26 protein-coding genes are annotated in these 25324 nt (G+C 73.4%); 12 read left to right on the forward strand and 14 right to left on the reverse strand.

Annotation, left to right across the window (positions count from 1 at the left end; genetic code table 11):
• Positions 1–244: 244 nt before the first annotated feature.
• A complete protein-coding gene (locus tag ACZ4UX_RS09095) occupies positions 245–595 on the reverse strand; it encodes a DoxX family protein (RefSeq protein WP_465706159.1) in 351 nt (116 codons plus the stop codon).
• Between the two features lie 92 nt (positions 596–687).
• Between ACZ4UX_RS09095 and ACZ4UX_RS09100 the strand changes: the two genes are divergently transcribed.
• On the forward strand, positions 688–1119 hold the full coding sequence (locus ACZ4UX_RS09100) for a winged helix-turn-helix transcriptional regulator (RefSeq protein WP_465706160.1): 432 nt from the start codon (positions 688–690) through the stop codon (positions 1117–1119).
• 200 nt (positions 1120–1319) lie between these two features.
• On the opposite strand, the gene ACZ4UX_RS09105 is transcribed toward ACZ4UX_RS09100, so the two are convergent.
• Positions 1320–1652: an antibiotic biosynthesis monooxygenase family protein gene (locus tag ACZ4UX_RS09105; protein WP_465706161.1), complete on the reverse strand. Its 333-nt coding sequence runs from the start codon at positions 1650–1652 to the stop codon at positions 1320–1322.
• 246 nt (positions 1653–1898) lie between these two features.
• On the reverse strand, positions 1899–2276 hold the full coding sequence (locus ACZ4UX_RS09110; protein WP_465706162.1) for a cupin domain-containing protein: 378 nt from the start codon (positions 2274–2276) through the stop codon (positions 1899–1901).
• 60 nt (positions 2277–2336) lie between these two features.
• Here ACZ4UX_RS09110 and ACZ4UX_RS09115 point away from each other — a divergent pair, with 60 nt between their 5' ends.
• Positions 2337–2813 (forward strand): MarR family winged helix-turn-helix transcriptional regulator, encoded by a 477-nt coding sequence (locus ACZ4UX_RS09115; RefSeq protein WP_465706163.1) that lies wholly within the window; start codon positions 2337–2339, stop codon positions 2811–2813.
• Positions 2814–2878: 65 nt separating this feature from the next.
• Here the strand turns inward: ACZ4UX_RS09115 and ACZ4UX_RS09120 are convergent, their stop codons facing one another.
• Positions 2879–4945 carry an MDR family MFS transporter gene (locus ACZ4UX_RS09120; RefSeq protein ID WP_465706164.1) on the reverse strand — a complete coding sequence of 689 codons (2067 nt, stop codon included), beginning with the start codon at positions 4943–4945 and terminating at the stop codon, positions 2879–2881.
• A 317-nt stretch (positions 4946–5262) separates the two neighbouring features.
• Between ACZ4UX_RS09120 and ACZ4UX_RS09125 the strand changes: the two genes are divergently transcribed.
• Positions 5263–6351, forward strand: coding sequence for a hypothetical protein (locus tag ACZ4UX_RS09125; protein ID WP_465706165.1), 1089 nt, complete (start codon positions 5263–5265; stop codon positions 6349–6351).
• A 7-nt stretch (positions 6352–6358) separates the two neighbouring features.
• Here the strand turns inward: ACZ4UX_RS09125 and ACZ4UX_RS09130 are convergent, their stop codons facing one another.
• The 4 genes from ACZ4UX_RS09130 to ACZ4UX_RS09145 form a co-directional block, all read right to left on the reverse strand.
• Positions 6359–6946, reverse strand: coding sequence for a TMEM165/GDT1 family protein (locus ACZ4UX_RS09130; protein WP_465706166.1), 588 nt, complete (start codon positions 6944–6946; stop codon positions 6359–6361).
• A gap of 210 nt (positions 6947–7156) precedes the next feature.
• Positions 7157–7936 (reverse strand): ABC transporter permease, encoded by a 780-nt coding sequence (locus ACZ4UX_RS09135; RefSeq protein WP_465706167.1) that lies wholly within the window; start codon positions 7934–7936, stop codon positions 7157–7159.
• A 3-nt stretch (positions 7937–7939) separates the two neighbouring features.
• Positions 7940–9565, reverse strand: coding sequence for a dolichyl-phosphate-mannose--protein mannosyltransferase (locus ACZ4UX_RS09140; RefSeq protein ID WP_465706168.1), 1626 nt, complete (start codon positions 9563–9565; stop codon positions 7940–7942).
• A 151-nt stretch (positions 9566–9716) separates the two neighbouring features.
• Entirely contained in the window at positions 9717–11012 is a 1296-nt protein-coding gene (locus tag ACZ4UX_RS09145; protein WP_465706169.1) for an MFS transporter, read from the reverse strand.
• A 158-nt stretch (positions 11013–11170) separates the two neighbouring features.
• On the opposite strand from ACZ4UX_RS09145, the gene ACZ4UX_RS09150 reads away from it, so the two are divergent.
• Positions 11171–11731, forward strand: coding sequence for a MarR family winged helix-turn-helix transcriptional regulator (locus ACZ4UX_RS09150; protein ID WP_329487432.1), 561 nt, complete (start codon positions 11171–11173; stop codon positions 11729–11731).
• Positions 11732–11937: 206 nt separating this feature from the next.
• Here the strand turns inward: ACZ4UX_RS09150 and ACZ4UX_RS09155 are convergent, their stop codons facing one another.
• The 3 genes from ACZ4UX_RS09155 to ACZ4UX_RS09165 all read right to left on the reverse strand — a co-directional run bounded on the left by ACZ4UX_RS09155 (position 11938) and on the right by ACZ4UX_RS09165 (position 15470).
• Positions 11938–13746, reverse strand: coding sequence for a glycosyl hydrolase family 18 protein (locus tag ACZ4UX_RS09155; protein WP_465706170.1), 1809 nt, complete (start codon positions 13744–13746; stop codon positions 11938–11940).
• A gap of 298 nt (positions 13747–14044) precedes the next feature.
• Complete coding sequence (locus tag ACZ4UX_RS09160) at positions 14045–14686, reverse strand: hypothetical protein (RefSeq protein WP_465706171.1); 642 nt, start codon at positions 14684–14686, stop codon at positions 14045–14047.
• A gap of 223 nt (positions 14687–14909) precedes the next feature.
• On the reverse strand, positions 14910–15470 hold the full coding sequence (locus tag ACZ4UX_RS09165; RefSeq protein ID WP_465706172.1) for a DoxX family protein: 561 nt from the start codon (positions 15468–15470) through the stop codon (positions 14910–14912).
• A gap of 117 nt (positions 15471–15587) precedes the next feature.
• On the opposite strand from ACZ4UX_RS09165, the gene ACZ4UX_RS09170 reads away from it, so the two are divergent.
• The gene (locus ACZ4UX_RS09170; RefSeq protein WP_329487437.1) at positions 15588–15908 is read left to right on the forward strand and encodes a barstar family protein; all 321 of its coding nucleotides are present in this window, start codon (positions 15588–15590) and stop codon (positions 15906–15908) included.
• A 22-nt stretch (positions 15909–15930) separates the two neighbouring features.
• On the forward strand, positions 15931–16566 hold the full coding sequence (locus ACZ4UX_RS09175; protein ID WP_352289604.1) for a MarC family protein: 636 nt from the start codon (positions 15931–15933) through the stop codon (positions 16564–16566).
• 25 nt (positions 16567–16591) lie between these two features.
• Here ACZ4UX_RS09175 and ACZ4UX_RS09180 read toward each other — a convergent pair whose 3' ends face one another.
• Entirely contained in the window at positions 16592–17026 is a 435-nt protein-coding gene (locus ACZ4UX_RS09180; RefSeq protein ID WP_329487439.1) for an Lrp/AsnC family transcriptional regulator, read from the reverse strand.
• Between the two features lie 234 nt (positions 17027–17260).
• On the opposite strand from ACZ4UX_RS09180, the gene ACZ4UX_RS09185 reads away from it, so the two are divergent.
• The 3 genes from ACZ4UX_RS09185 to ACZ4UX_RS09195 all read left to right on the forward strand — a co-directional run bounded on the left by ACZ4UX_RS09185 (position 17261) and on the right by ACZ4UX_RS09195 (position 19996).
• Positions 17261–18091 carry a tryptophan 2,3-dioxygenase gene (locus ACZ4UX_RS09185; protein WP_329487440.1) on the forward strand — a complete coding sequence of 277 codons (831 nt, stop codon included), beginning with the start codon at positions 17261–17263 and terminating at the stop codon, positions 18089–18091.
• Positions 18092–18120: 29 nt separating this feature from the next.
• Entirely contained in the window at positions 18121–19344 is a 1224-nt protein-coding gene (kynU, locus tag ACZ4UX_RS09190; protein ID WP_465706173.1) for a kynureninase, read from the forward strand.
• Positions 19345–19498: 154 nt separating this feature from the next.
• Entirely contained in the window at positions 19499–19996 is a 498-nt protein-coding gene (locus ACZ4UX_RS09195) for a F0F1 ATP synthase subunit B family protein (protein ID WP_465706174.1), read from the forward strand.
• Positions 19997–20271: 275 nt separating this feature from the next.
• Here ACZ4UX_RS09195 and ACZ4UX_RS09200 read toward each other — a convergent pair whose 3' ends face one another.
• Entirely contained in the window at positions 20272–21759 is a 1488-nt protein-coding gene (locus ACZ4UX_RS09200) for a choice-of-anchor A family protein (RefSeq protein ID WP_465706175.1), read from the reverse strand.
• 214 nt (positions 21760–21973) lie between these two features.
• On the opposite strand from ACZ4UX_RS09200, the gene ACZ4UX_RS09205 reads away from it, so the two are divergent.
• Positions 21974–22684, forward strand: coding sequence for a 4'-phosphopantetheinyl transferase family protein (locus tag ACZ4UX_RS09205; protein WP_465706176.1), 711 nt, complete (start codon positions 21974–21976; stop codon positions 22682–22684).
• A 163-nt stretch (positions 22685–22847) separates the two neighbouring features.
• Positions 22848–23330, forward strand: a complete 483-nt coding sequence (locus ACZ4UX_RS09210) for a DUF2269 family protein (RefSeq protein WP_329487445.1) — start codon at positions 22848–22850, stop codon at positions 23328–23330.
• Between the two features lie 69 nt (positions 23331–23399).
• On the opposite strand, the gene ACZ4UX_RS09215 is transcribed toward ACZ4UX_RS09210, so the two are convergent.
• Complete coding sequence (locus ACZ4UX_RS09215) at positions 23400–24392, reverse strand: Lrp/AsnC family transcriptional regulator (RefSeq protein ID WP_465706177.1); 993 nt, start codon at positions 24390–24392, stop codon at positions 23400–23402.
• A 119-nt stretch (positions 24393–24511) separates the two neighbouring features.
• Between ACZ4UX_RS09215 and ACZ4UX_RS09220 the strand changes: the two genes are divergently transcribed.
• Positions 24512–25321 (forward strand): inositol monophosphatase family protein, encoded by an 810-nt coding sequence (locus ACZ4UX_RS09220; RefSeq protein WP_465706178.1) that lies wholly within the window; start codon positions 24512–24514, stop codon positions 25319–25321.
• The last annotated feature ends 3 nt before the right edge of the window (positions 25322–25324 follow it).

Genomic DNA, 25324 nt, shown 5'->3' on the forward strand with positions numbered 1-25324 from the left:
CCCCGCCCACCACCCACCTACCCGCCCCCCCCCCTCCCCTTCCCTCCCCCCCTCCCCCCCCCCCCCCCCCCCCCCCCCCCCCGGGTTTTCCCCCCCCCCCCCCCCCCCCCCCCCCCACCACCTCGATGGGCAGGGCGGCCGAAACCCGCGAGAAGGACCGGGGGCAATTCGGCCGAACTGTGACCAGGCGCTTGGCGGCCTGGAACGTGCCCCCACGGCCCCGACGGCAGCCCGCCGTCCGCTGTCAGAGGGTGGCGGCGCGCAGCACGACCAGGGCGACGGAGACGATGGTGAGGACCGCCGCCGGAGACGCGCCCCTGCGGTCGCCGACGCGCAGGTGGAAGGCGACCGCCCCGGCGAAGTAGAGCGTGAGGCCTATCGCGGCGGCGATCCCGACGGGTCCCCACCGGAGTCCGGCGATCGCCCCGGCCGCTCCCGCGATCTGAGCGCCGATCAGGAAGGCCATCATGCTCTGCGACAGTCCGAGTGTGGACATCTGCTCGGTGATGTGCCGCGTCCGCAGAGCCTTGGCCCCGGCCGATGCCAGGAGAAGCGCCGACATGACCACGGTGACGACGGCGAGTGAGACGAACATGGCTGAACCTCAATCATGCGATGCGAGTAAGAGGCGTGCGCACCTCCACGACGATAGGCGGCCGTCAGGTACCTCCAGGTAACCTTCGGGTCATGAGCCTGCGACCGGGAATCGCCTTCCTCGCCGACTGTCCCGCTCTCCTGGCCATGGAGATCATCGCCAGTAAGTGGTCCATGGTCACGCTCTTCGCGCTGACCGACGGCCCGTTGCGTCACGGCGAGTTGGTCGAGCTGAGCGGCGGCGTCTCGCGCAAGGTGCTGACCCAGACGTTGCGCCGGCTCCAGGCCAACGGGCTGGTCGAGCGGCGCGCGTACGCCGAGGCGCCGCCGCGCGTGGAGTACGGTCTGACCGATCTCGGGCGAACCCTGGAGGAGCCCATCAGGATGCTCACCGCATGGGCGCGGGAGAACGGCGAGGCGGTCGTCACCTTTCGGGAAGCAGCCGAGGCGGCCGGCGCCATCGAGGCGGATCGGGCAACCCCGACGCAGACCCCTCCTGTTGATGGGGAGCCGAACCGCTTCTGATCAAGCGAAGAGGCCGGACCTGGAGACCCTGGCGTCGCCTCGGGCAGCCTTCTCTCGGAACGGCGGCGAAGGGCAAGGCGCTCCTCGACAGCCCGTCCCGGTCAGCCGCCGCCCACCTCGCGGTCATCGCGGGCGGCTGAGAACGCGGTTCGGGCCCTCCCCCGCGAAACCCGTGCGAGGAGAGGGCCCGAGGGAAGCGATCAGCCCTTCGGGCCGGCCGACTGGACGACCTCGAAGGACCAGAGGGTCGAGCCGGAGGCCGCCGGGCGCTGCGGCGCCTCACCCTCGGCGGGCGGCGGGCCCTGGCGGTGGGCAGCCTGCATGGGGCCCTCCATCCAGGCCTTGAAGGACTCCTCGTCGGCCCACCGGGTGTAGACGAGGTAGCTGTCGGTGCCCTCGACCGGGCGGAGCAGTTCGAACCACTCGAAGCCGTCGGAGTTCTCCACGGAGCCCGCGCGGGAGGCGAAGCGCTTCTCCAGCACCTCGCGCTGCTCGGCGGGGACGGTCAGTACGTTGATCTTGACTACGCTCATGGCTCCATCCTGCCCCACAAGCGGGTGGCGGCAGGCGCGGAACGTCTCCCCGACCGAGCGGTGGCGCGTTCCGAAGTCGCGGCAGCCTGACCCCGAACCCGCGCAACAACGGGGCCTCCTGGGGCATGGTCGACCAGCTGGACCGCGGCGGCCACCTCCGCCCGGCCTGACCTCCGGCAGCCGCCGAACCTCCACTGGCCCCCGCACCGCTCCGGAAGGGGCGGTGCGGGGGCCAGTGCCCGTGGATCAGGCGATCCAGCCGGGGACGAAGGGCTCCTCCTCGGGCCGGCCGGCGACGGACACCCGGGCCCCGCCCGGCGCGGCGACCAGCGCGGTGACGGCGTCCCCGGCGGAGATCCGGCGCGCCACACCGGCGGGCAGCACGGCCGTGTCGCCGGCCGCCAGCGCGAAGGCGTCCTCACCCAGTTCGACGGACAGGGCGCCGGCCAGGACGGTCCAGACCTGCTCGACGTCGAAGACGTGCAGCGGGCCCTGGCCGCCGGCGGCCATCTCCACGCGCCACATCGCGAGCGCGCTGCCGCCCTGGGTGGGCGAGGCGAGGGTGGTCATGACGGCGTTGGGCGTCTCGGTACGACGGGCTTCGGTACGGCGGATGACGGACATGGGTGTGGCCCCCTAGAATGGTCAATGACGTTGTCTATATGGTCAATGAGGTTGTCTATCGTGTCAAGCGACTCCGCTCCCCCCGGCTTCGAGCTGCCGCTGCGGCTGCTGCTCGCCTTCCGCTTGATCATCGACGAGCTGCACGAGCGGATCGCCCATGAGGGCCACCCCGACCTGCGGCCGATGCACGGCTTCGTGTTCCAGGCGATCGGGCCGGACGGCACCACCGCCGTCGAACTCGGCCGCCGCCTCGGCGTCTCCAAGCAGGCCGCCGGCAAGACCGTCGAACAGCTCGAACAGCTCGGCTACGTCGAGCGCGGCAGCGACCCCGCCGACGCCCGCCGCAAGGTGGTCCGGCTCACCGCCCGGGGCGTGGACTGCCTGGTCCGGTCCGCCCGGATCTTCGACGAACTGCGCGCCCAGTGGTCCGACACCCTCGGTGAGGAGCGACTGCGCGCCCTGGAGACGGACCTGCGCGCCCTCGCCCCCGGCGACCCGTTCCGGCTCGACACGCCCCGGTGGTTCGGGACCCCCTGACGCACCACCAAGCCACCCCGAGGCACCCCCCGGCACGCCCGACGCACCACCGAGGCACCCACCCCCTACCCCGATCGCCGCTCCGCGGGCTCCGCCCCGGCCCGGTCCGGCCGGTCGCGCTCGTCCGCGCAGAGCGCGGCGGAGAGCTTGGTCAGCAGCTCCGCCAGGTCCGCGTACTGCTTCTCGTCCCAGTCCCCGAGCAGTTCGGAGAGCTGCTCACGGCGGGCCGCCACCAGCCGGACCGCCGCCGCCTCCCCCGGCTCGGTGAGCCGCAGCGGCAGGCCGCCGGTGCGCGCGGCCAGCCCCCGGTCCTCGACCTCCCGGGCGGCCTCCTCGACGACCGCGAGCGGCACGATCCGGCGCTCCGCCAGTTCGGCGGGCTCGGCCGACCCGTGGTGGTGCATCTGCAGCAGCAGCCAGCTGGAGGCCGGCTTGAGGTCGAGCCCGGCGCCCTCCGTGATCCGCCGGAACAGGTCGCGCCGGGCCTCCCGGGTGCTCAGCACCGAAAGGGAGCGGGCGATCTCGTCCAGCGAGGAGCGCTCCACCGGATTGAGGCCGATCGACTCGCTCAGGTCGGGAGCGGTCACCGTCGAGCGCAGCTTCTGCTCCCGCAGGAAGAGCGACAGCACGAAGGCGATCAGCGCCACCGGTACCGCGTACAGGAAGACCCGGGTGATCGACTCGGAGTACGCGTGGTAGATCGCGTCCTGCGTGGCGGCCGGCAGGGCGGCGATCACCCGGGGGTCGGAGGTGATCGCGCCGGGGTCGAAGCCGGCCGGCACCGGGACCCCGGAGGCGAGCGCGTCGGAGAGCCGACTGTTGAGCCCGGAGGCGAACACGGTGCCGAAGATGGAGACGCCGAACGACGCCCCGATCGACCGGAAGAAGGTGGCGCCGGCGGTGGCCACGCCCAGGTCCTGGTAGCCGACGGAGTTCTGCACGATCAGCACCAGCACCTGCATCACCAGGCCGAGGCCCAGGCCGAAGACCAGGAAGTAGCAGCTCATCTCGAAGGTGCTGCTGTGCTCGTCCAGGCCGGAGAGCAGTAGCAGGCCCACCGTGGTGACGGCCGTTCCGGCGATCGGGAAGGCCCGGTAGTGGCCGGTCCGGGCGACGATCTGGCCGGAGCCGATCGAGGTGAACAGCATCCCCAGCACCATCGGCAGCATGTGGATGCCGGACATGGTCGGCGAGACCTGCATGACCACCTGGAGGAACGTCGGCAGGTAGGTGAGCGCGCCGAACATCGCGAAGCCGACCACGAACGAGATCACCGCGACCAGGCTGAACGTCCGGGAGCGGAACAGCCGCAGCGGCAGCACCGGCTCGGCCGCGGTCCGCTCGACCAGGACGAAGGCGACCAGCAGGACGACGCCCAGCACGCCGAGCCCGACGATCTGCCAGGAGCTCCAGGCCCAGGTCGTCCCGCCGAGCGAGGTCATCAGCACCAGGCAGGTGGCCACCGAGGCGATCAGGACCGTGCCCAGGTAGTCGATCCGGTGCCGGCGCTTCACCTCCGTCCCGTGCAGGACGGCGGCGATCACCACCAGGGCGACCACCCCGACCGGCAGGTTGATGTAGAAGACCCAGCGCCAGCTGAGGTTGTCCACGAAGAGTCCGCCGAGCAGCGGTCCGAGCACGCTGGTGACGCCGAAGACCGCGCCGAACAGGCCCTGGTACTTGCCGCGGTCCCGGGGTGAGACCAGGTCACCGACGATCGCCTGGGAGAGCACCATCAACCCGCCCCCGCCGAGGCCCTGGAGGGCCCGGAAGGCGATCAGCTCGCCCATGTTCTGGGCGATGCCGCAGAGCACCGAGCCCACCAGGAAGATCACGATCGAGGCCTGGAAGAAGCGCTTCCGGCCGTACATGTCGCCGAGCTTGCCCCAGAGCGGGGTGGCCGCCGTGGAGGCCAGCATGTAGGCGGTGACCACCCAGGAGAGGTGTTCCAGGCCACCGAGGTCGCTGACGATGGTCGGCAGTGCGGTGGAGACGATGGTCTGGTCGAGCGCGGCCAGCAGCATCGCCAGCAGCAGCGCGCCGATCGGCACCCAGAGGTTCGGGGCGGTGACCTCCGGCGGCCCGGGCTCGCCGGCCGGGCTGCGGTCGGACGCGGCGATCGGATCCGTCATGGAGACTCCAGGGGTCGCGGATCCCGGTCGGCGGGGTCCGTGCGGATGATCACTCCCAGCCACCATGCTGTCAGAAATGCCCCGGTCTGCGCCGTTCAGTTGAGCCGAACGTAAGAACGGCGGCCATTCGGGGGATGTCGCCGACCGGCCGGCCGTTCATCGGGTCACAACCACCACCAACCGTCACAACACCCCCGCGGTGGCCCGGACGCCCCTGTCCACCCCTGGGACCGTCCTGCATAATCAGGCGCGTTCGCCCCCGGGGACACCCCTCCCGGGGCGGGCGGAAGACGATTCGAGACCGAGGAGGACCGGCGATGCCGGACCAGCACTGCCCGACGTGCGGCACCGCACGCTCCGCCGGGTGCCGGTGCCTCCCGGATCCGGGCCTGACCGAGACCGCCGTCCTCCCGCACCTCGAAGGCCCGCCGCTGGTCCGCCCGTACGTGCCGCAGGCCCTCGGCCCGATCGTGGACGCCCCGCCGGCCGGCGCCCCCGCGGACCCGTTCGCCACCACCGTGCTGCCGCCCGCCCAGGCCGCTGACGGCCCGCCGGCGCGACCGGCCGGACCGGACGCGGACGCCTACGCGACGACCGTGCTCCCACCGGTGATGTCGGTGCCGCCGCCGGGCCCCGGGCCGACGGTGGGACAGTCCCCGGCCGACGGCGCCGAGATCGGCTACTTCCCGTTCCACCCGGCGGCGCCCGACGCCCCGGGGCCGACCGGCGGCCGGGCCGCCCGGCGCACGGCGGAGCAGGCCGAGGAGGGCATGCCCGCCCGGCGCAAGGGCCTGCTGGCCGCGGCCGGCGCCGGGTTGCTGGTGCTCACCGTCGGCCTGGCGTACGCGGTGACGCCCTCCGCCGAGCCGGGCGACCGGGCGCAGCCGGCCCCCTCCACGACGCTGGCGCCCGTCCCGGTCGACCCGACCACCCCGGCGCCGAGCCCGAGCGCGCCGCCGTCCACCAGCGAGGCCCCGAGCCCGTCCCCGAGCAGGACGGCCAGACCGACCACGAGCCGGCCGGCGGCGCCGAGCGCCACGGCCGTGCCGAGCGCTCCGGTCCCGGCGGCTCCCCCGGCGCCGGCCCCCACCTCCACCGCGCCGACCCCGACGGCCACCGCCACGCCGACTCCGACGGCGACCACTCCGGCCCCGATACCGACGGTGCGGGTGCTGGAGCGCGGGATGACCGGGGCGGACGTCAAGGACATGCAGCTGCGACTCGCGGCCACCTCGTGCGGATTCGTCGACAAGTCGATCGCCACCAGCACCTTCGACTGGTGGACCGCGACCGTGCTCGGCGACTACCAGCGCAGCTTCAAGATCAAGGGCGAGACGGGTCCGAGCGGCGCCTTCTACGGGCCGAAGACCCGGGCCGCCCTGGAGAGCGACCCGGGTACCTGCTGACCCCCGGTCAGCCGGTGACCGCCTGGAAGATGCTGAACCCGGCCATCAGCACCATGATCCCGGCCGCCACCCGGATGATCATCTTCATCGGGACGTGCTTCAGCAGCTTCTGGCCGCCGAGGATGGCGATCCCGGCGACGGCGCAGAGCGCCAGCCAGGCGCCGAGGCCTACGGCGAGCGGGTCGGCGTACTTGGCCGCGAGGTTGGCGGTCATGATCTGGGTGAGGTCGCCGAACTCGGCGATCGCCACGACCACGAAGCTGGCCCCGGCGACCTTCCAGAAGCTGTTGGCGGACGGCTCCTTGGCGGCGTGGCCGTCCTCGTCGTCACCGCCGCCGTGGAAGAGCAGCATCGCGGCCCCGGCCAGGAACAGCAGGCCGGTGACGCCCTCCACCCAGCGGTGCGGGAGCAGCGCGAGCAGGTGCCCGGCGACCAGGGCGATGCCGACCTGGAGGGCGAAGGCGGCGGCGATGCCCGCGAAGACATAGCTCGCCCGGTACTTGGCGCCGAGCATCAGGCTGGCCAGGGCGGTCTTGTCCGGCAGTTCGGACAGGAAGACGATGCCGAAGGTGATCGCGGCTACGGTCAGGCTCATCGGGGGTTCGGTATCCCTCAGGGTCGGGCTGCCCGGCCTCGGCAGCTCCGTGAGGGGTCGCTCCGGCCCGACAGCGCTGGTCAGAACATCACAGCACTGCGGCCGAAGGTCTCGCCGGCATCCAGCTGACAGATGCCCCGGGCGCCGGGCCCCGAGGGGCCAGTATGTCGACGGTCCGGTGGAGGGCTACTCCCCTTCAACGCGCCAAGCCTACCCGACGGCGCCGGGCGGCGAGGCGCCCAGCAGCCCGCGGGCGACCAGCTCCAGCACCACGACGACCGCCACCGACTCCACCGCCAGCAGAGCGACCAGCACGAACAGCTGCACCGCGCCGGCCTGCACCGGGGAGGCGCCGCCGAGCAGCATGCCGACGAACGCCCCGGGCAGCGTGACCAGGCCCACCGTCCTGGTCTGGTCGAGGGCCGGGACGAGCGAGGTCGCGGCGGCCGTCCGGCAGATCTCCAGCCGGGCGTCGCGCTCCTCGAAGCCCAGCGCGAACGCCGCCTCCACCTCGCCGTGCCGCTGGCGCAGCTCGTCCAGGGCGCGCCGGCCGGCGAGCGAGGTCGCGGTGAGCGCGCCGCCGATCAGGATGCCCGCCACCGGGACGACCGAGAGGCCCTTCGGCGGCAGCAGCCCGACCCCCAGCAGCAGCCCGAGCACCGGCAGCACCCCGGCGCCGATCGGCACGGCCGCCCGGACCCACTGCGGGCCGGCGGTCAGCCGCCGCCCGGCGGTGCGCACCGCGACCGCGAACATCAGCAGCACGAACAGCGCCGACGACCAGAGCGAGCCGACCACCCAGGTGATCACCAGCGCGACGGCGGCCAGCTGCGCCGCCGCGCGCAGCCCGGCCCGCAGCACCGCGTGGCCGTGCCCGAGCAGGCCCCACCCGGCCACCGCCACGGCGGCGGCCAGCAGCACGGCGGCGACCACCCCCAGCAGGGGGGTGACCGGCAGCAGCTGGTTCCCCGCGGCCGCCGCGAGCGCCATGCCTCAGATCCAGCTGGTGAACCACATCCGGTCCTGCCAGGACGTCATGGGGATCACCTCCGCCGTGTAGAGCGGATAGAAGAAGGCGAAGCAGGCCACGATCGCCAGCACGATCAGCCCGGCCCCGGCCGCACCCACCCGGCGCCGCTCGGGCGAGCACCCGGCCGGGCCGAGCATCGCCCCGAGCATCTGCGCCACGGCCAGGCAGAGGAAGGGCACCAGCACCACCATGTAGAACGAGAAGACCGTCCGCTCCTGGTACTGGAACCACGGCAGGTAGACGCCGGCGACGCCGCAGAGCACCGCGCCCGAGCGCCAGTCCCGGCGGAAGAACCAGCGCCAGAGCAGGTAGGCCAGGGCGAAGCAGGCCGTCCACCAGAGCAGCGGGGTGCCGAGGCCGAGGATCTGCGCGGCGCAGCCGCCGGAGGCCGTGCAGCCCTGCTGCCCGTTCGGCACCTGCTCCCAGTACATGGAGACCGGGCGGCCCTGGACCAGCCAGCTGAACGGGTTCGACTGGTAGGTGTGCGGGGTGCTCAGGCCGGTGTTGAAGTCGTACATCTGGGCGTGGTAGTGCCAGAGGCTGCGCAGCGGCGCCGGCACCCAGCTCATCGGGACCTGCGGCAGCGGGACGCCGAGGAAGCTGTCGGCGGAGAGGCCGGCCCGGTCGTCGGCCCAGTGCCGGTCGTACCCGCCACCGGTGCGGCCGCCGGCGGCGAGCCAGCCGGCCCAGGAACCGACGTACACCACGAGGGCCGAGCCGACCATGGCGAGCAGGGCGGGCAGCGCGTCCCGGCGCAGCATCGAGCGCCAGGGGCGGCGGGCGCCGGCCCAGCGGCGGCCGGACTGGTCCCAGAGCACGGTGAGCAGGCCGAACGCGGCGAGCACCATGACGCCGTTCCACTTGACCGCGCAGGCGGCGCCGAGCGCGACCCCGGCGGCGATCCGCCAGGGGCGCGGGCCGAGGCGGATCCGGTCGCCGTCGGGCTGCGCGCCGTCGCGGGCGGACGCCAGCCGGGCCCGGGTGCGGTCGCGGTCGACCAGCAAGGAGCCGAAGGCGGCGAGCACGAAGAACATCTGGACGCCGTCCAGCAGGCCGACCCGGCTCATCACCAGCTGGAGCCCGTCGACGGCCATCAGCAGGGCGGCGGTGCAGCCGATCAGGGTGGAGCCGAACAGCCGGCGGCCGATCCGGGCCAGCATCAGCACGGTCACGGTGCCGAGCAGCGCGGTCATGAAACGCCAGCCGAAGGGGTGCAGGCCGAAGCCCCATTCGCCGAGCGAGATGACCCATTTGCCGAGTGGCGGGTGGGCGATGAACTCCGGCGCGGAGGTGAGTGGGATGCGCTGCGGCACCCCCAGGATGTCGGCGTTGGCGCTGTCCGGCCAGGTGCCCTCGTAGCCCTGTCGCAGCAGCGACCAGGCGTCCTTGGGGTAGTACGTCTCGTCGAAGACGAAGGCGTTGGGGTAGCCGAGGTTCCAGAACCGCAGCAGTCCGGCGAAGAGCGCCACGCCGATCGGCCCGAGCCAGCCGGCCCGGTCGGCCGCCCAGCGCGGCAGCCCCCGACGGGCCGGTACGGGGGCTGCGGGGGCCGCTGGTGCGGGTGGGTGCGTGAGCGCCGCTTGCGTCATAGCCTCGCCGATTTCGCCTGTCTCGCCTGTGCCGGTCGGAGCCGGACGGTCAACAGCCACTGACACTATGTGCCGGTGGTCACGAATCCAAGCGCGACGAGCGCCGTCCAGGTGACCCGGACGGCGCAGTCGTGGCATGTCAGGCCGGGCGTCACGCCGCGGTCTGGAGCTCCCGGACCGGGAGGGTCGTCCGGACGACGGCCGGGGCCGCGTTGTCCTGGACGGCGGTGAGGTACGGGCGCAGCCGCAGCGCCAGGACCACGATCAGCACGGTGGAGCCGGCCATCGCCGCCAGGTAGAGCGGCCAGGTGCCGGAGCCGACCAGCAGCACGCCGACGGCCGGGCCGACCGCGATCGCGACCTGCTTCACCAGGGCGTACCCGGAGTTGTAGGTGCCGAGCAGCCGGGCCGGGGCGAGATCGGCGACGATCGGGCCCAGGGTGGGGGCGAGCAGCGACTCGCCCACCCCGAACAGGGCGTAGATCGAGACGATCGCGACCGTGGCGGCCATGGTCTCGGTCCGGATCAGGCCGGCCACCAGGGCCATCGCCCAGGCACCCAGCCAGACCACGCCGGCCGCGGCCATCGCGGTGGTGCGCCGGCGGCGGGCGGTGATCCGCACCACGAACATCTGCAGCACGACGATGGTCAGCGCGTTGGCGCCGATGGCGATGCCCAGGGTGGAGGGCGCGGTGCCGACGGTGTCGGTGGCGAAGGCCGCGACACCGGACTCGAACTGGCCGTAGCAGGTGAAGAAGATCAGCCCGGCGAGCACGCAGAGCCGCAGCATCGCCTTGTCGGCGACCAGCGCGCGCAGGCCCTGGGGGCCCTTGGCCGCGCCCGGGACCAGGGCCGGGGACGCGTTCGGGATCCGGGCACTGCCGGTGACCAGGGCCAGGCCCAGGAAGGTGACGGCCTCGATGGTGAACAGCCGGGTCAGGCTGGCCGGGTCGGCGACGTCCACGATCTGGCCGCCGACCAGCGCGCCGATGCCCATGCCCAGGTTGATCAGGGTGAACTGCAGCGCGAAGGCGTGCGACCTGGTCGCGGCGGTCGAGCAGCGGACGATCATGGTGGCGAGCGCCGGCTGGCAGGTGGTGACACCCGCGCCGAACAGGAAGGACGAGACCAGCAGGGCCGGGGTGCCGGTGGCGTGGCCGAAGGCGAACGCGCCGGTGGCGGCGAGCGCGGCACCGGCGAGCAGCACCGGGCGCGGGCCGTACCGGTCGATGCCGCGGCCGGTGAACGGGAGCACCGCGAGCGCGGCCAGCGCGAAGACGGTGAACACCATCCCGGCGGCCAGCGAGCCCAGCCCCCGCACCTGGTCCACGTACACGAACATGTACGGCATCGTGAATCCGCTGCCGAACGCACTGAGCGCGTTGCCGATCTGGACGCGGCGCAGCGGGCCGCCCGCCCCATGACGCCGCTGCCTCTGCTGCTTCACCGTGCCGGTCACCGTGCACACCCCTTCGCTGGTTTCAATGAATACTCTTAAGGGCAGAAGATTTAAGAGCTAAAGTCTGCCGAGATAAAGTCTTAGCACCGGAAGACTGCGGAGTCAAAGGCTTAAGGTCTGCACCCCTACGTGCGACACTGGTCCGCATGACAGCAGACAAGCCCGCGCCGGCCGCCCCCGACGAGCTGGGCATCGCCGAGCAGGTGGCCGTCTACCAGCGGGAATTCCCCACCGTGGACCCGCAGGTGGAGACCATCGTGCAGACCCTCTCCCGGGTCGCCCGGCGGATGGGCGTCTCCTACAGCCGGCAGCTGACTGTGCTGGGAATCACCTCCGCCGAGTGGGAGGTGCTCAAGGCCCTGGTGGTCGCCGGGAACCCGTACCGGCTGGGACCGGGCGAGCTGGCCAAGCGGCTCGGGCTCACCCCGGCCGCGATGACCCACCGGATCGACCGGATGGTCGCCGAGGACCTCGTCACCCGGGAGCGGGACGAGACCAACCGGGTCCGGGTGATCATCGAGCTGACCGAGAACGGCCGCGACAAGTGGCTGGAGTCGATGCGGATGGCGGCCGTCTTCGAGGAGGAGCTGCTCCAGGACGTCGTCGGCGAGGACCGCACCGTGCTGTCCGCGATGCTGGCCCGGATGCTGCGCCGGATCGAGGAGAGCCAGCCCGACGCCCTCGGGCGCACGGACGACCTGGCCTGAGCCCGACGGGCCGGTGGGCCGGGCGGCCGGGCGGCCGGGCGGCCCGCCCCGGGCCCGGGAACGTGGAAAGTCCGGCCCGCCGGGGTGTCGTCCCCCGGCGGGCCGGACTCGTGGTGCGAGGGTCCGTCAGGGCCCTCAGATCTTCAGGTGCTCAGGTGCGCGGGCCCGCGGACGGCCGGGCGCCTGAACGGTGGAGCGGTACGGCCTCAGCAGGGGCCGTTGTCGGTCCAGACGCCCCACTGACCGGTGGTGGCGGGGTCCTCGCCCTTGGTCCACCACTTGTTGGTGTAGTAGTGACCCTTCCAGGAGACCTTGGTCGAGGTGGCGTAGGTGGCCGCCGCGTCCCAGCTCGGGGCGGCGGAGCAGCCGGCCGGAGAGGTCGGGGTGGTGGTCGGGGTCGGGGTCGTGGTGGGGGTGGCCGTCGCGGTCGGGGTCGGCGTGGGGGTCACCGTCTTGGTCGGGGTCGGGGTGGGGCTCGGCGCGGCCGGGCAGGCGGCGGCGGACCCGTTGGTGGCCTCGACCATCTTGTCGAACAGCGCGGTCTTGGTCCCCAGGTCGTACAGCGAGAAGGCGAAGGAGCCGCCGAGGCCGTTGCAGTGGGCGTAGTCGACCTTGGCCTGGATCGACCGGGTGTCCTCACCGCTCCAGAACGTGGAGCCGTCGTAGAAGTACGTGGTCTTCGCCGTGTCGTCCCAGAAGGTCCGGGCCGGGTTGTCGACGAAGCCCGCGAGCTCCTTGTACATCTGGATGCCGGGGACGTTGCCGGACATCGCCGCGCCGGTGGCCGGGCCGGTGGCGGGCTGGAAGAGACCGTTCTTGCCGTTGTTCTGGACGCCGGTCCAGCCGCGGTAGTAGAACGGCACACCCACGTTGATCTTCTTGGCGGGGAAGCCGCCCGGGATGCCGTAGTCGGTGTCACCGGCGGTGTACGCCTTGATCGCGGCATCGACCGAGTACTTGCCGTTGCCCGGCGCGGCCGGGGTCATCGGGTCGTCCGGGCCGGAGTAGATCGGGGCCTGGTGGTTGGTCGGGCCCTTGGCGTCCCAGGCACCGTGCATGTCGTAGGTCATGATGTCCAGGAACGTGAGGTACTGACCGATCTTGTCGGTCTCCACGTTCCGGATCTTGTCCTGGCCGGCGCCGACCGCCGCCGCCGTGGCGTAGGTCTTGCCGTCGGTCTTGCCCTGCGCGTCCAGCTGCTCGCGCAGCTCCTTCAGCAGCAGGGTGAAGTTCTGCTTGTCGCTCGGGCTGGAGATGTTGCCGGTGTGGCCGCCGCCGCCCGGGTACTCCCAGTCGATGTCGATGCCGTCGAAGATGCCGGCCGCCGAGCCCGGGCCGCCGTAGCCGGCGTCCGTCGGCAGGTTGCCCTTGATGAACATGTCGATGCAGGACGAGACCAGCTTCTTGCGGGAGGCGTCCGTGGCGGCCGCCGCCGAGAAGTACTTGGAGTACGTCCAACCGCCCAGCGAGATGAGGACCTTGAGGTTGGGGTTCTTCGCCTTCAGCTTCTTCAGCTGGTTGAAGTTGCCCGCGATCGGCTGGCCCCAGGCGTCGCCGACGCCGTCGACCGAGATGTCCGGGCCGAAGCTCTTCTGGTAGTCGGCGAACGCGTCGCCCGCACCGTCACCCGCGTTGGGGTTGTTGTCGTCCTGGCTCGCGGCCTTGGTGGCCTCGAAACAGTTCAGGTTGGTGGGGTTGATGTTCGCGAACGAGTAGATCAGGTAGTCCAGCTTCCCGGCGACGCCGGTGTCCTGGATCGTCTTCGGGTAGTACGCGTTCGCGTAGATCGACCACTGGTCGAAGTAGGCGACCTTGATGCCACCGCTGGTGGCGGGCGCGCCGGTGGAGTTGGTGACGGCCGCGCTGGCCGAGGCACCACCGGTGAGAGCGAGGCCCGCGCCGAGCAGCAGGGAGGCGGTCGTGCCGACCGCGAGGGCGGCCAGGCTCTTCGGGCGACGCCGGCGGCCGCCCTCCGGAGCCGGGGTCCCGGCCCTTTCGATACGTGAACGGAGCATGGGTGCGTGACTCCTGGTTGTGGGGGATCCGCCGCGCCTGGCGGGCTCGCACGGGGTGGGGCCGTACGACCAGGGCATGACAGAACGGGGGAAAGGGAATCGAGCGGGTACATGCCTGACGGACACCGGGATATGCCGAACCGGCGCCCGCGGCCACAGACCGCTGACGCCGGTTCAGGGGCTCCCTGCACCTGTGGATTAAAATGGACTAGACCAACTCGCCCGTCAAGGGGTGATGTTGAGGCTTGAGTCGCGCTTAAGGTTGGCCCCCGCCGGACCGGCCCCGCTGACCTGCGGATCAGTAACGGACGGCGTTGGCGACCACGACCTTCACCGAGCCGGAGAGGTCGCGGTTGCTCCGGGCGGTGGCCTGGGCGGTCTGCCCGGCGGCCACGTCCGGAACGGTCACCGCCGTCGCGTCCAGGACATTGCCGGAGTCGTCGGTGAAGTTGACCTGAATCACGTACCGGTTGGACTGCTGCTCGTGGTTGGCGACGGAGAGCGTCGCCTCGGCCTTGCCGTCCGAGCCGATCGTCACCCCGCTCACCGTCACGTCCCCCTTGGCGTCCAGCCCGCCCTTGACGTTCGCGACCGCCGAGGAGGCCGCCGCCTGCGCCGAGGCGGCCACCGACGCCACCGCGGAGGAGGCCGCCGAGGAGAGCCCGCTCGCGGCCGACTCCACGGCCGAGGCGGCGGCGGAGGCGGCGGCCGAGAGGCCCGACTGGACCGCACTGGCGGCCGAGGAGACGGCCTTGCTCGGCTCGCCGTCCGAGGAGCAGCCGGCCAGCGCCGCCGTGCCCAGGGCGGCCGCGGCCAGGACGCCGGCCACCGCCCGGCGGGGACGGCGCACCACCGCGGCGGTGACGTCCTGGGCGGTGGTGCGGGTCGGGTGGGTCGGGCCGGTCGGGCGGTTCGCCCGGGTCGGCGACTGGCGGTCCATGGGTCCTCGATTCTGCGCGTCGTCGTCCGCGCTGCTTCGTCTCCGCGCTGCGGCGGCTCTGCTCCGGCTCGGCGCCGGGCTGCCCGGCACACCTCACGCCCACCCTCCGAGGCCGTGTCCGGGCCCGCCAACAGGGGTGGGGCATCCGGGTGAGGGCCGCGGCGGGCCGCGACCGCGGGGTTCCGCGCACCGCCCCGGCGCGCGGAACCCCGGTGGGGCGGTTTCAGGACAGCCCCGAGCCCTCCTGCGTCTGCGCCTCCACGGCGGCCCGCTCCTCGCGCAGCCGCACCACGTGCCGGCGGCGGGCCACCACGCCGTACGCCGAGGCGGCGCTCGCGGCGAACGCCACCAGGCCCACCCAGGGTTGGTCGAAGGCGTGGCCGGTCAGGTGGTCGAGCGAGTACCGCCCCGGGCCCGCCAGGCCCAGCGCGAGCCCGGTCGCCCCCAGGAACGCCGGGTACTCGTAGCCGCCCGACGTCACGAAGAAGCCGGACGGGGCGTGCACCGCGACCGCGCCCGCCATGGTGCCGGCCACCACCGCGCCGGCCGCCGGGGTGGCCAGCCCGGCCACCAGCAGCGCGCCGCCGCCGGCCTCGCCGAGGCCGGCCGCCAGGGCGCTCTGCCGGGCCGGGTGGAAGCCCATGTGCTCCATCGCCTGGGTGGTGCCCTCCAGGCCGCCGCCACCGAACCAGCCGAACAGCTTCTGGGTGCCGTGCGCGATCAGCACCCCGCCGACGGCGCCGCGCAGGGCCAGCAGGCCGAGATCCTTACGGTTCAGACACATGTCGAGTCCTCGTTCCAGCGGAGGTGATCCGGCTTCCATAGGAGCCGAAAGGGCGGGCCGGCTCGACCCGGGGCCGCCATCCGGGCGAACATCGGAGCACCGAGGAATGGAGGAACAATGGCCACCGACCCGCCCGCGCCGCCGCCCGCGTACCAGCTGGACGGCCACGCGATCACCGACCGCGTCGCGTTCTACACCGCCCTGGGCGCCGCCCTGAACGGCCCCGGCGGCTACTACGGCAGCAACCTCGACGCGCTGGCCGACTGCCTGCACGGCGGCTTCGGGCCCGCTCCCCCGTTCACCCTGGTCTGGCGGGACGCCGGCACCGCCCGGCGGCACCTGACGGGCACCGTCGTCATCGGCGGGCGGCGGCTGAGCTACTTCGACGCGATCCTCGACACCCTGCGCACCGAGGGCGTGGCGGTCGAACTGCGCTGAGCGTCCCGATCATGCTTGGCCCATGTTCGTCTTCAACCTGAGCAGCGCGTTCATCGCCTTCTTCGCCGTCGTGGGCCCGCCGAAGGTCCTGCTGTCCTTCGCCCGGCTGGCCGCCACCCGCAGCACCCACGAACTGCGGCGGCTGGCGGCCTGGAGTTCCCTGATCACCGCCCTGATCGGCCTGGTGCTCGCCTACAGCGCGGACTTCGTGACCTCGCTGTTCCACATCAGCGACCAGTCGCTGCAACTGGCCGGCGGGACGATCTTCTTCGTCTACGCCGTCGCCCTGGTCCTCGGCATCCACCTCGGCGCCGGCACCGGCGAGGACGACGACCACCTGCCGAACCCGATGGTGGACGGCATCCGCGAACTGATGCTCCCGTACGTGGCCAGCCCGCTGGCGGTCACCGCGGTGCTGGTGGGCTCGCTCAGCAAGGACGACTGGGGCTGGCGGACCACCGTCGTCGGCGCCTACATCGCCGTGGTGGTGATCAACTACATCTGCGTGGCGGCGCTCGCCCCGCTGATGCGGCGCACCCACCGGACGTCGCTGGAGGTGCTCTCCCGGCTGCTCGGCCTGCTGCTGGCGGCGGTCGGCGTGGAGCTGTTCCTGAACGGCCTGGCGGGGCTGGGCCTGCACCTGCCCGAGGCGCACTGAGGGCGGCGCGGCGCCGGCGCGGGCGTCAGGGCGCGACCACCGGCCGCCAGGGCACCGGGCTGGAGAGGATCATCGAGCTGGCCGGCTGCCCGTAGCCGCCGAGGCGGTCGATCAGTGCCTCGAAGGCGGCCATCGCGGGTACCGCCACCAGCAGCACGCAGCAGGCCCCGCCGGTCACCCGGTGCAGCTGGAGGACCTCCGGCCACCGCGGCACCTCCGGGTCGCGCAGCACGCAGCGCGGGCCGTAGCACTGGAGCTGGACCAGCGCGGTGATCGGCAGCCCGGCCCGGGCGGGGTCGACGTGGGCGTGGTACCCGCTGATCACCCCCTCGGCCTCCAACCGGCGCACCCGTTCGGCGACGGCGGGTGCGGAGAGGCTCACCCGGCGGGAGAGTTCGTTGTACGAGAGCCGGGCATCGGCCTGCAGCTCGGCCAGCAGGCGGCGGTCGACGGCGTCCATGGCGGCTCCCGGAGAGGTTGATCGACTGGCTGGATCCCGCTCTTTTGCGATCGTAAAGGGAATCGGTGGGAAGACCTCTCGATCAGCAGGTCCGGCTGCGGTTGCCGTGCCCGGTGCCCATTCAAGTGGGGGCAGTGACCGCCGCACAATGGGGCCCCGGCCACTACGGACCAGCAGGCGGCCGCGTCACCGGTAGGGCGGCATCCGCCGGCCGGGTCATCAGGAGGGATCGGGATGGGGCACGACACGGTGGAGACACCCAACCTGTCGTTCGGTCGGGGCGGTGAGCCGGGTCGGGGCACCCCCTACGCCCGGTACGCGCGCCTCGAGGAGCTGCACAGCCTGCAGCAGCCGCGCAGCAAGGTGCCGGCCGAGCTGTCGTTCATCGTCACCACCCAGGTGATGGAGCTGCTCTTCGGCCTGCTCCGGCACGAGTGGACGCTGGCCCAGCAGGCCATGCGCGAGGACGACCTGCCGGCCGCGCTGGCCGCGCTGCGGCGCGGCACCCATGTGCAGGACGTCCTGGTGGAGTCCTGGGACCTGCTGGCGACCATGACCCCGCAGGAGTTCAACGCCTTCCGCTCGGTGTTCGGCGAGGCCTCCGGGTTCCAGTCCTCGGCCTTCCTGCACCTGGAGTTCCTGCTGGGCAACAAGAACGCCGGCCTGCTGCGGATGTACGACGAGATACCCGAGACGCGGGCCGAGCTGAGCGAGGCGCTGCGCGCCCCCGGTCTGTACGACGACGCCCTGGCGCTGCTCGCCCGGCGCGGACTGGCCGTGCCGCACGAGCCCTCCGAGCAGCGGCACCGGGCCGATCCGGCCGTGGAGGCCGCCTGGCGGCAGGTCTACGCCGACCCCGCGCACGCGGCGCTGCAGCCGCTCGCCGAGGCGCTGCTGGACGTCGCCGAGCGGGTCACCCGCTGGCGCCAGCGGCACCTGGCCGCGGTGAAGCGCGCGATGGGCGCCAAGCCCGGCTCGGGCGGCTCCAGCGGTCTCACCTGGCTGCGCAAGGCCGCCGAGCAGGACGTGTTCCCCGAGCTGTGGACCGTACGGGACGAGCTGTGAGCGAGAGAGTGGGCAGGACGTTGGGCATCATGACGCGCGAGGAGTGCGCGGCGCTGGACGCCGTCGACCCGCTGGCGGCGTTCCGCAAGGAGTTCGCCCTGCCCGAGGGCGTCGTCTACCTGGACGGGAACTCGCTCGGAGCACTGCCGGCCCGCACCCCGGAGCGGGTGCGGCAGGTCGTCGAGGAGGAGTGGGGCCGCGAGCTGATCCGCAGCTGGAACGAGGCCGGCTGGTTCGAGCAGCCCTACCGGCTCGGCCGGCGGATCGCGCCGCTGATCGGGGCCGGGACCGAGGAGGTCGTGGTCTGTGACACCACCTCGGTCAACCTGTTCAAGGTGCTGACGGCCGCGCTGCGGCTGCGCCCCGGCCGGCACACGGTGCTCGGCGACGGCGCGGCCTTCCCCACCGACCTCTACATCGCCGAGGGCGTGACCGGGCTGTTCGAGGGCGCGCGCAGCGTGCTGACCACCCCCGGGGAGCTCGACCGGCACCTGGACGCGGACGTCGCCGTCGTCGTCCTCTCGCACGTGGACTACCGCACCGGCGAGCTGCTGGACATGCCCGGGATCACCGCCCGGGTGCAGGCCGCGGGCGCCCTGATGATCTGGGACGTCTGCCACTCGGTGGGCGCCCTGCCGATCGAACTCGACGCGAGCAACGCGGACTTCGCGGTCGGCTGCACCTACAAGTACCTGAACGCCGGCCCCGGCGCGCCGGCCTTCCTGTACGTGGCCCGGCGCCACCTCGCGGCCGGCCCGCGGCAGCCGCTGAGCGGCTGGTTCGGCCACGCCCGCCCGTTCGCCTTCGAGCCCGGGTACGACCCGAGGGAGGGCATCGGGCGCTTCCTGACCAGCTCGCCCTCGCTGCTCGGCCAGGCCGCGCTGGGCACCAGCCTGGACATCTGGGAGCGCGCCGACCTGGACGCGGTACGGGCGAAGAGCCTGGCCCTGACCGACCTCTTCATCGCGCTGGTGGAGGGACTGGAGGGGATCGAGGTGGCCACCCCGCGCGAGCACGCCCGGCGCGGCAGCCAGGTCGCCCTGCGGCACGCCGACGGCTACCCGGTGGTGCAGGCGCTGATCGAGCGCGGGGTGATCGGGGACTTCCGCGCACCGGACCTCATGCGCTTCGGCTTCACCCCGCTGTACCTGTCGCACGTGGACGTCTGGGACGCCGCGCGGCAGCTGGCCGAGGTGCTGGAGACCGGCGAGTGGCGGGCGGAGCGGTTCGGCCGGCGCGGCGAGGTGACCTGACCGGAGCGGGGCCGGCTCAGGAGCGGGGCCGGCTCAGGAGCGGGGCCGGCTCAGGAGCCGGGTCCGCGGTTCGGCTGCGGTTCGGCGGCGGTTCGGCGGCAACCAGGGCGGGCAGCACCCTCTATGACGGGACATCAGATCATAGGGGGAGCAGATGAACTTCGAGCTCGGTCCGCTGAAGCCCGAACCCGGCCAACTGATCGTCGGCCTGATCTGCTTCCTCCTGATGGTCCGGGTGCTGGGCCGCCGGGTGCTGCCGCGGATCGAGCGGCTCCAGGCCGATCGCCGGGACGCCACCGAGGGCGGCCTGGAGCGGGCCGAGGCGCTCCACGCCGAGGCGGATCGCGTCTACGAGGCCTACCGGAACGAACTGGCGGACGCGCGGCACGAGGCGGCGCGGATCCGGCAGGAGGCCGCCGAACAGGGCGCGGCCGCCATCGCGGCGGCCCGCGAGGACGGGGTCCGGGAGCGCGACCGGCTGGTCGCCGAGGCCCACGCCCGGATCACCGTCGACCAGGCACTCGCGGCCGTCGCCCTCCGGCAGGACGTCGGCGAACTGGCGGTCGACCTGGCCGGCCGGATCGTCGGCGAGTCGCTGGCGGCCGTCGCCGCCGAGCGCGACACGGTGGAGCGCTTCTTCGACGAGCACTGAGCAGGTGCGGCGCACGCCCGTTCGCGCCGGCCGAACGGCCCCGCACCCGCCAGGGCGGGCCTGCCCGGGGCCGGTCGATCCGGTGGTCAGCTCAGGTCACCGCAGGTCACCGCAGGGCAGCTCCCGGACCGGGGCCCCGGCCGACGGGGCCGGTCGCGGGTCGGGCCGCCCGGTCGGATGACCGGGCGACCCGACGGAGCTCCGGCGCTCAGGCGCGTCGGTCCGGTGGGGCCTGCGGGTCTGGTGGATCTTGTGGATTCCGCAGTCCCTGCGAGCTAGCTGTGGCGTCCGCGTCGGCGGGCGACCAGGACGGCGAAGCCGCCGAGGCCGAGCACGGCGACACCGGCCAGGCCGAGCACGACCGGGCCGTCACCCGCGCCGGTCGACGGCAGCTGCCCGCCCCCGCCGGTCGACGAGCCGGGAGTCGGCAGATGGCTGGTCGGCCGGTGGCTACTGGGCCGGTGGCTGGTCGGATGCTCGCTCGGACCGGTCGGAGCGGGGCTCGACGACGTGGGGGCCGGGGTGCTGGACGTGGAGGTCGGCGACGTCGGGGAGGGTGAGGCCGAGGTCGGGGACGGCGAGGTGGAGGTAGGCGAGGGGCTGGGGGAGGTCGGCGACGGGCTCGGCGAGGTCGGCGAGGGGCTGGGCGTCACGGCGCAGTCCGGCAGGTCCCCGTCGAACGGGTAACCGTGGATCTCGTAGCCGCCGCTGCCGGTCTGGATCAGATTGCCCGCCAGGTAGACCCGGCCGTTCATGCCGGGCTGGGCGATCGTCGTGGTGCCGCCCGCGTTGCCCGCCATGACCGAGCCCTGGAACTGGGCGCTGCCGAGGATCCGCGCGTCGGTGGCGGTGGGGAAGTTCCACATCAGCCTGGAACGCATCTCGGTGGTCCGGTCCCCCGGGAGGCCGGTACCGGTGTAGGTGTTGATGACCGGGTCGGCCGCCAGCATGTTGACGACCACGGTGGCACCGGCCGGGACTCCGGTGAAGACCAGGCCGATCTGCCGGGTGGTCGAGCCCAGGTTCCCGGTGACGTTGAAGACCTGCTTCATGCTGGTCCCGTCCCCGGCGAAGGTGGCCTCGCTGCCGGTCACCGTGACCGTGCCGGTGGCGGTCGCCCTGGCGACGCAGGCGGAGACCTCCTCGATCTGGTTCAGCACCGAACGGTAGGGCGCGGCGGCGTCCGGATCCGCGATCGACCGGCCGGTGGGGTCGATGTCGACGGTGCCGGTGACCGTGCCCGCGTGGCGGAGGTTGCCGAAGGCCGCGCCCTTGGAGTCGCTGCCGCCGATGAGGATCCGGTTGCCGGTCTTGACGTCCACGGCGCCGCCGACGGTCACGAAGTCGCTGCCGTTGGGCGGCACCACCCGCGAACCGACCCCGACCACCCCCATGTTGAAGGCGCCGCCGCCCTGGCTCTTGTCGACGGTGAGGTCCCCCAAGGTGACGATCTTGCCCTCGACCTCGGCCGCCCGGCCGTTCACGGTGTAGTCGCCGCCGGTGAAGACGTTGATCGTGGCGTCCCGCCCGGCGAAGTCCCCGTTGTGCGGCGGCGTCGGCCAGACCGCCGGGCAGTCGGGCCCGGAGCACGCCCCCAGCGGCGGGGCCAGTGGTGCGGCCGAGCCCACCGTCAGCACCGCGGCCATCGGGAGCGCGGCGACGGCGGTCGCCACCGCCAGTCGGACCGCCCGGCGCCCGCGGACGGCCGACGGCCTCCGGTCGGCGGCCGTTCTGCGCTCCGGCGAACCCATGCCCTGATCCATCGACACATTCCTCCGCACAGAGAGAGCGGCGGGTCGCACAACCCGCCACGTTTCAGTTGATCCCATCTGATACACGACAGATCCGGTACATCACACACCAAATCGGACGAACCACACCCTACAGACCGTCAGGATCGATCCCAAGCAGTCCGGGCGGGCGCCGATCACGCCCGCGGGCGGCCACGGGCACGGGCGGCCCCGCTAGGTTGGGACCATGACTTCCGAGGACCAGGACCCGCAGGCTCCGCTCGCCGCCGTCTCGGCCAGCGCGGACGTCCTGCGGCACCCCGAAGCCGGCGACCGCCTGCTCACCGCCCTCGAACACGAACGCGCCGCGCGCTTCCGGCACGAGTCGGGGCGGGTCGACTTCACCGCCGCGCACATCCTGGTCCGACTCTGCGCCGCCCGGCTGCTCGGCGTACCGGCGACCGGGCTGACGCTGGCCCAGAACTGCCCCGACTGCGGCAAGGGCGACCACGGCCGGCCCTACCTGCCGGACCACCCGGACGTCCAGGTGAGCCTCTCGCACACCCGCGGCGTCGTCGCGGCCGCCGCCGGGTACCAGCCGGTCGGCGTCGACGTCGAGCTGACGGCCCGGAGCGGCTCGCTCCTCGACGTCGCCGCACGGGTGCTCAGCCCGGCCGAGCTGCGGCAGGTCGAGGCGCACCCGGAGCCCGGGCGGGCGTTCCTGCGCCTGTGGGTGCGCAAGGAGTCGCTGATCAAGCTCGGCCGGGCCAGCCTGGACACCCTGGCCGGCGTCGACCTCTCCGCACTGCCGCTCGACGTGCCGGCGGGCGAACCGCTGCACAGCCGCTACCAGGACCTCCACCTGCTCGACTGGGCGGACGTCCGCCAGGGAGCGGCCGTCTCGGTCGCCAGCACCGCCGCCCCCCGGGTCGTGGTGCTGACGCCGCCGGCCGGCTGACCCACGGGCCCGCCCGCCCCTGGAACCGTGGTCCCACCCGCGCGGCCGGGGCCCGGATAAGCGGTGTTAGCGTGCCTGCTCGGGGCTCGGAAACCGGACGCCCCGGCTGCCCGTGCCGCGTCCCCGGCGCGCAGCCCCCGTTGGATCAAAGGGTGTTCCCGCCATGGCCAAGTTCCTGCTGAGCCTGCACGTCCTCGCCTCGGTGCTGTTCATCGGCCCGGTGGCGGTGGCCGTCAGCATGTTCCCGCGCCGGGCCGCTGCCGCACTGGCCGGCGGACCGGAGCGGGCCGCCGAGGCCGGCACCCTGCGACTGCTGCACCGGATCACCCAGGTCTACGCGCTGCTGGGGATAGCCGTCCCGATCCTGGGCATCGGCGTCGCCCAGGTGATGGACGTGCTCGGGCAGTCCTGGCTGATCGTCTCCATGGTGCTCACCGCGCTGTCGGCGCTCGCGCTGCTGCTGTTCGTACTGCCCGCGCAGCAGGCCGCGGTGGACGCGCTCGACCTCGACGCCGGGGCACCGGAGCACGGCAAGGCCGTCCAGGGCCTGCGGCTGCTGCCGATGACGGCCGGGGTGTTCAACCTGCTCTGGGCCGTGGTCGTCGTCCTGATGGTCATCCGGCCGGGTTCGACCACCGGCGCCTGACCCGCGGCCGCCCCGCCAGGGGGATACCGGCGCGGGGGCGCTGTCGCGCGCCCGGCGCCGCGATCCGGTTCAGGGCCGTGGTCGCGGACGCTGTACCGGGACGCCCGCCCGCTTCACCGCGCGGGCGACGATCGCCGTCTCGGCCCGGTCGACGCCGAGCGGGCCGAGCGTTCCGGTGAGGAAGCGGTAGAGGCCGCCGTGGTCCGCGCAGACCAGGGTGGCCACCAGGTTCGCCGGACCACTGGTCGCGAACACCCCGTGCACCTGGGGGTGGCGGGCCAGCGCCGTACCGACCTCGGCGAGCCGGCCCGGCGGGACGTCCAACCAGAGGTTGGCGTCCACGGCCATGCCCAGCAGCCGTGGATCGACGGTGGCGTGGGTGCGCAGCAGACCGGCGCCGGCGAGCCGGTGCAACCGGCGGCGGACGGTCGACTCGGGAGCACCGACGGCTGCCGCCAGGGCGGCGTGGGACTGCCGGGCGTCCACGCCGAGGCGGGCGAGCAGCGCGTGGTCCAGCGCGTCGAGCGGGGGCTTCTCCGGGGCGGTCGCGACGGGCGGCGGGGTCAGGGCGGCCACCTCGGCCTCGTCCAGGTAGCCGGCCCGCCACTGCCCCGCGTCGGAGAAGGCGTGCAGCACCGCGTGCGCGGTGGTCTCGGTGACCGCCGCGGTGGCGGGCAACCGTCCGTACAGCAGCTGGTCCCGCCCACCGGCGTCGCCCAGCATCACCGCACCGATCTCCTGGCCGCCGAGCATGACGTCGACGAAGGGGACGTCCGGGCGGTCGGCCAGGGCCTGGGCGATGGTGTCGGCCTTGCCGCGCAGCACCCGGACGCGCAGCAGCAGCGCACCGACGGCGGCGTCCTCGACGTCGGGCATCCGGACCACCCGCAGCAGCCCGGTCTGCTGCAGCCGGGCCAGCCGGCGGGTGACCGTCCGCGCGGAGACGCCGAGCACCTCGGCGATCCGGCCGGTCTCGGCCCGGCCGTCGACCTGCAGCGCGCAGACCAGGCGGCGGTCCAGCGCGTCCAGCACGCTGTCCGGATCAGCAGTCGAGAGGTCCATGAAGTCCGATCTCCGCCGGAACCGCCCGGCCGTCCGTCCTGTTCGGCAGCACCGACGGTACCCCTGGTACCCGACGGCCGGGAGTTCCCCTCCCGGCCCGCGACCGATCGGAGGACGGCATGGACGAGGTACGGGCGCTCAGGGAGCTGCTGCCCGGGGTCGAGGCGGCGGTGCGGGAGGTCGGCGCGGAGCTGGCGGCAGCGCGGCCGGCTTGGCCCACCCCCGGGCGGACGCTCGGGGAACTGACCGTGCGCTTCGCCGAGTTGGACGACCCGGCCGCCGCCCGGCTGCGGGCCCGGCTGGGCGCGCTGCGTCCGCAGGCCGGCTGGGTGAGCGACGAACCGGCGGGCACGCTACCGGCCGAGGGCGAGTGGTGGCTCTGCGACGCGACCGACGGCGCCGTGCAGTACCTGCTCGGCCAGCAGCAGTGGGCGGTCACCGCCACGCTGGTCCGGGACGGCGTCGCGGTGCTGGCCGTGGTGCACACCCCCGAGCTCGGCGGGCGGACGTACCGCGCGGTCCGCGGCGGTGGCGCCGAACTGGACGGGCGGCCCGTCGCACCGGTGGAGCGCGACCCGGCGGTGGCCGTCGCCGGGACGGCGCAGCCGCCGCTGGTGGCCGCGGACCCGGTGGCGCTGCGCCGCGCGGGCGAGTCGCTCACGGCGGTGCTGGGCTCGGTCCTGGCGGTCCGCTGCCTCGGCCCGACCTCCTTGCAGGTCGCCCAGGTCGGCTCCGGACACCTGACGCTGTTCTGGGAGTACGGGGCGGACGCGGGCAACCTGCTGCCGGGCGCCCTGATCGCGGCCGAGGCGGGCGCGACGGTGACGGACGCCGCCGGGGCGGCCTGGACGCCCGGCTCGGACAGCTTCCTCGCCGCCGCGCCCGGGCTGCACCCGGCCCTGGTGGAGGTGCTGGGGACCGTGCGGTGACCG

The sequence above is a fragment of the Kitasatospora sp. NPDC028961 genome, assembly GCF_055564815.1.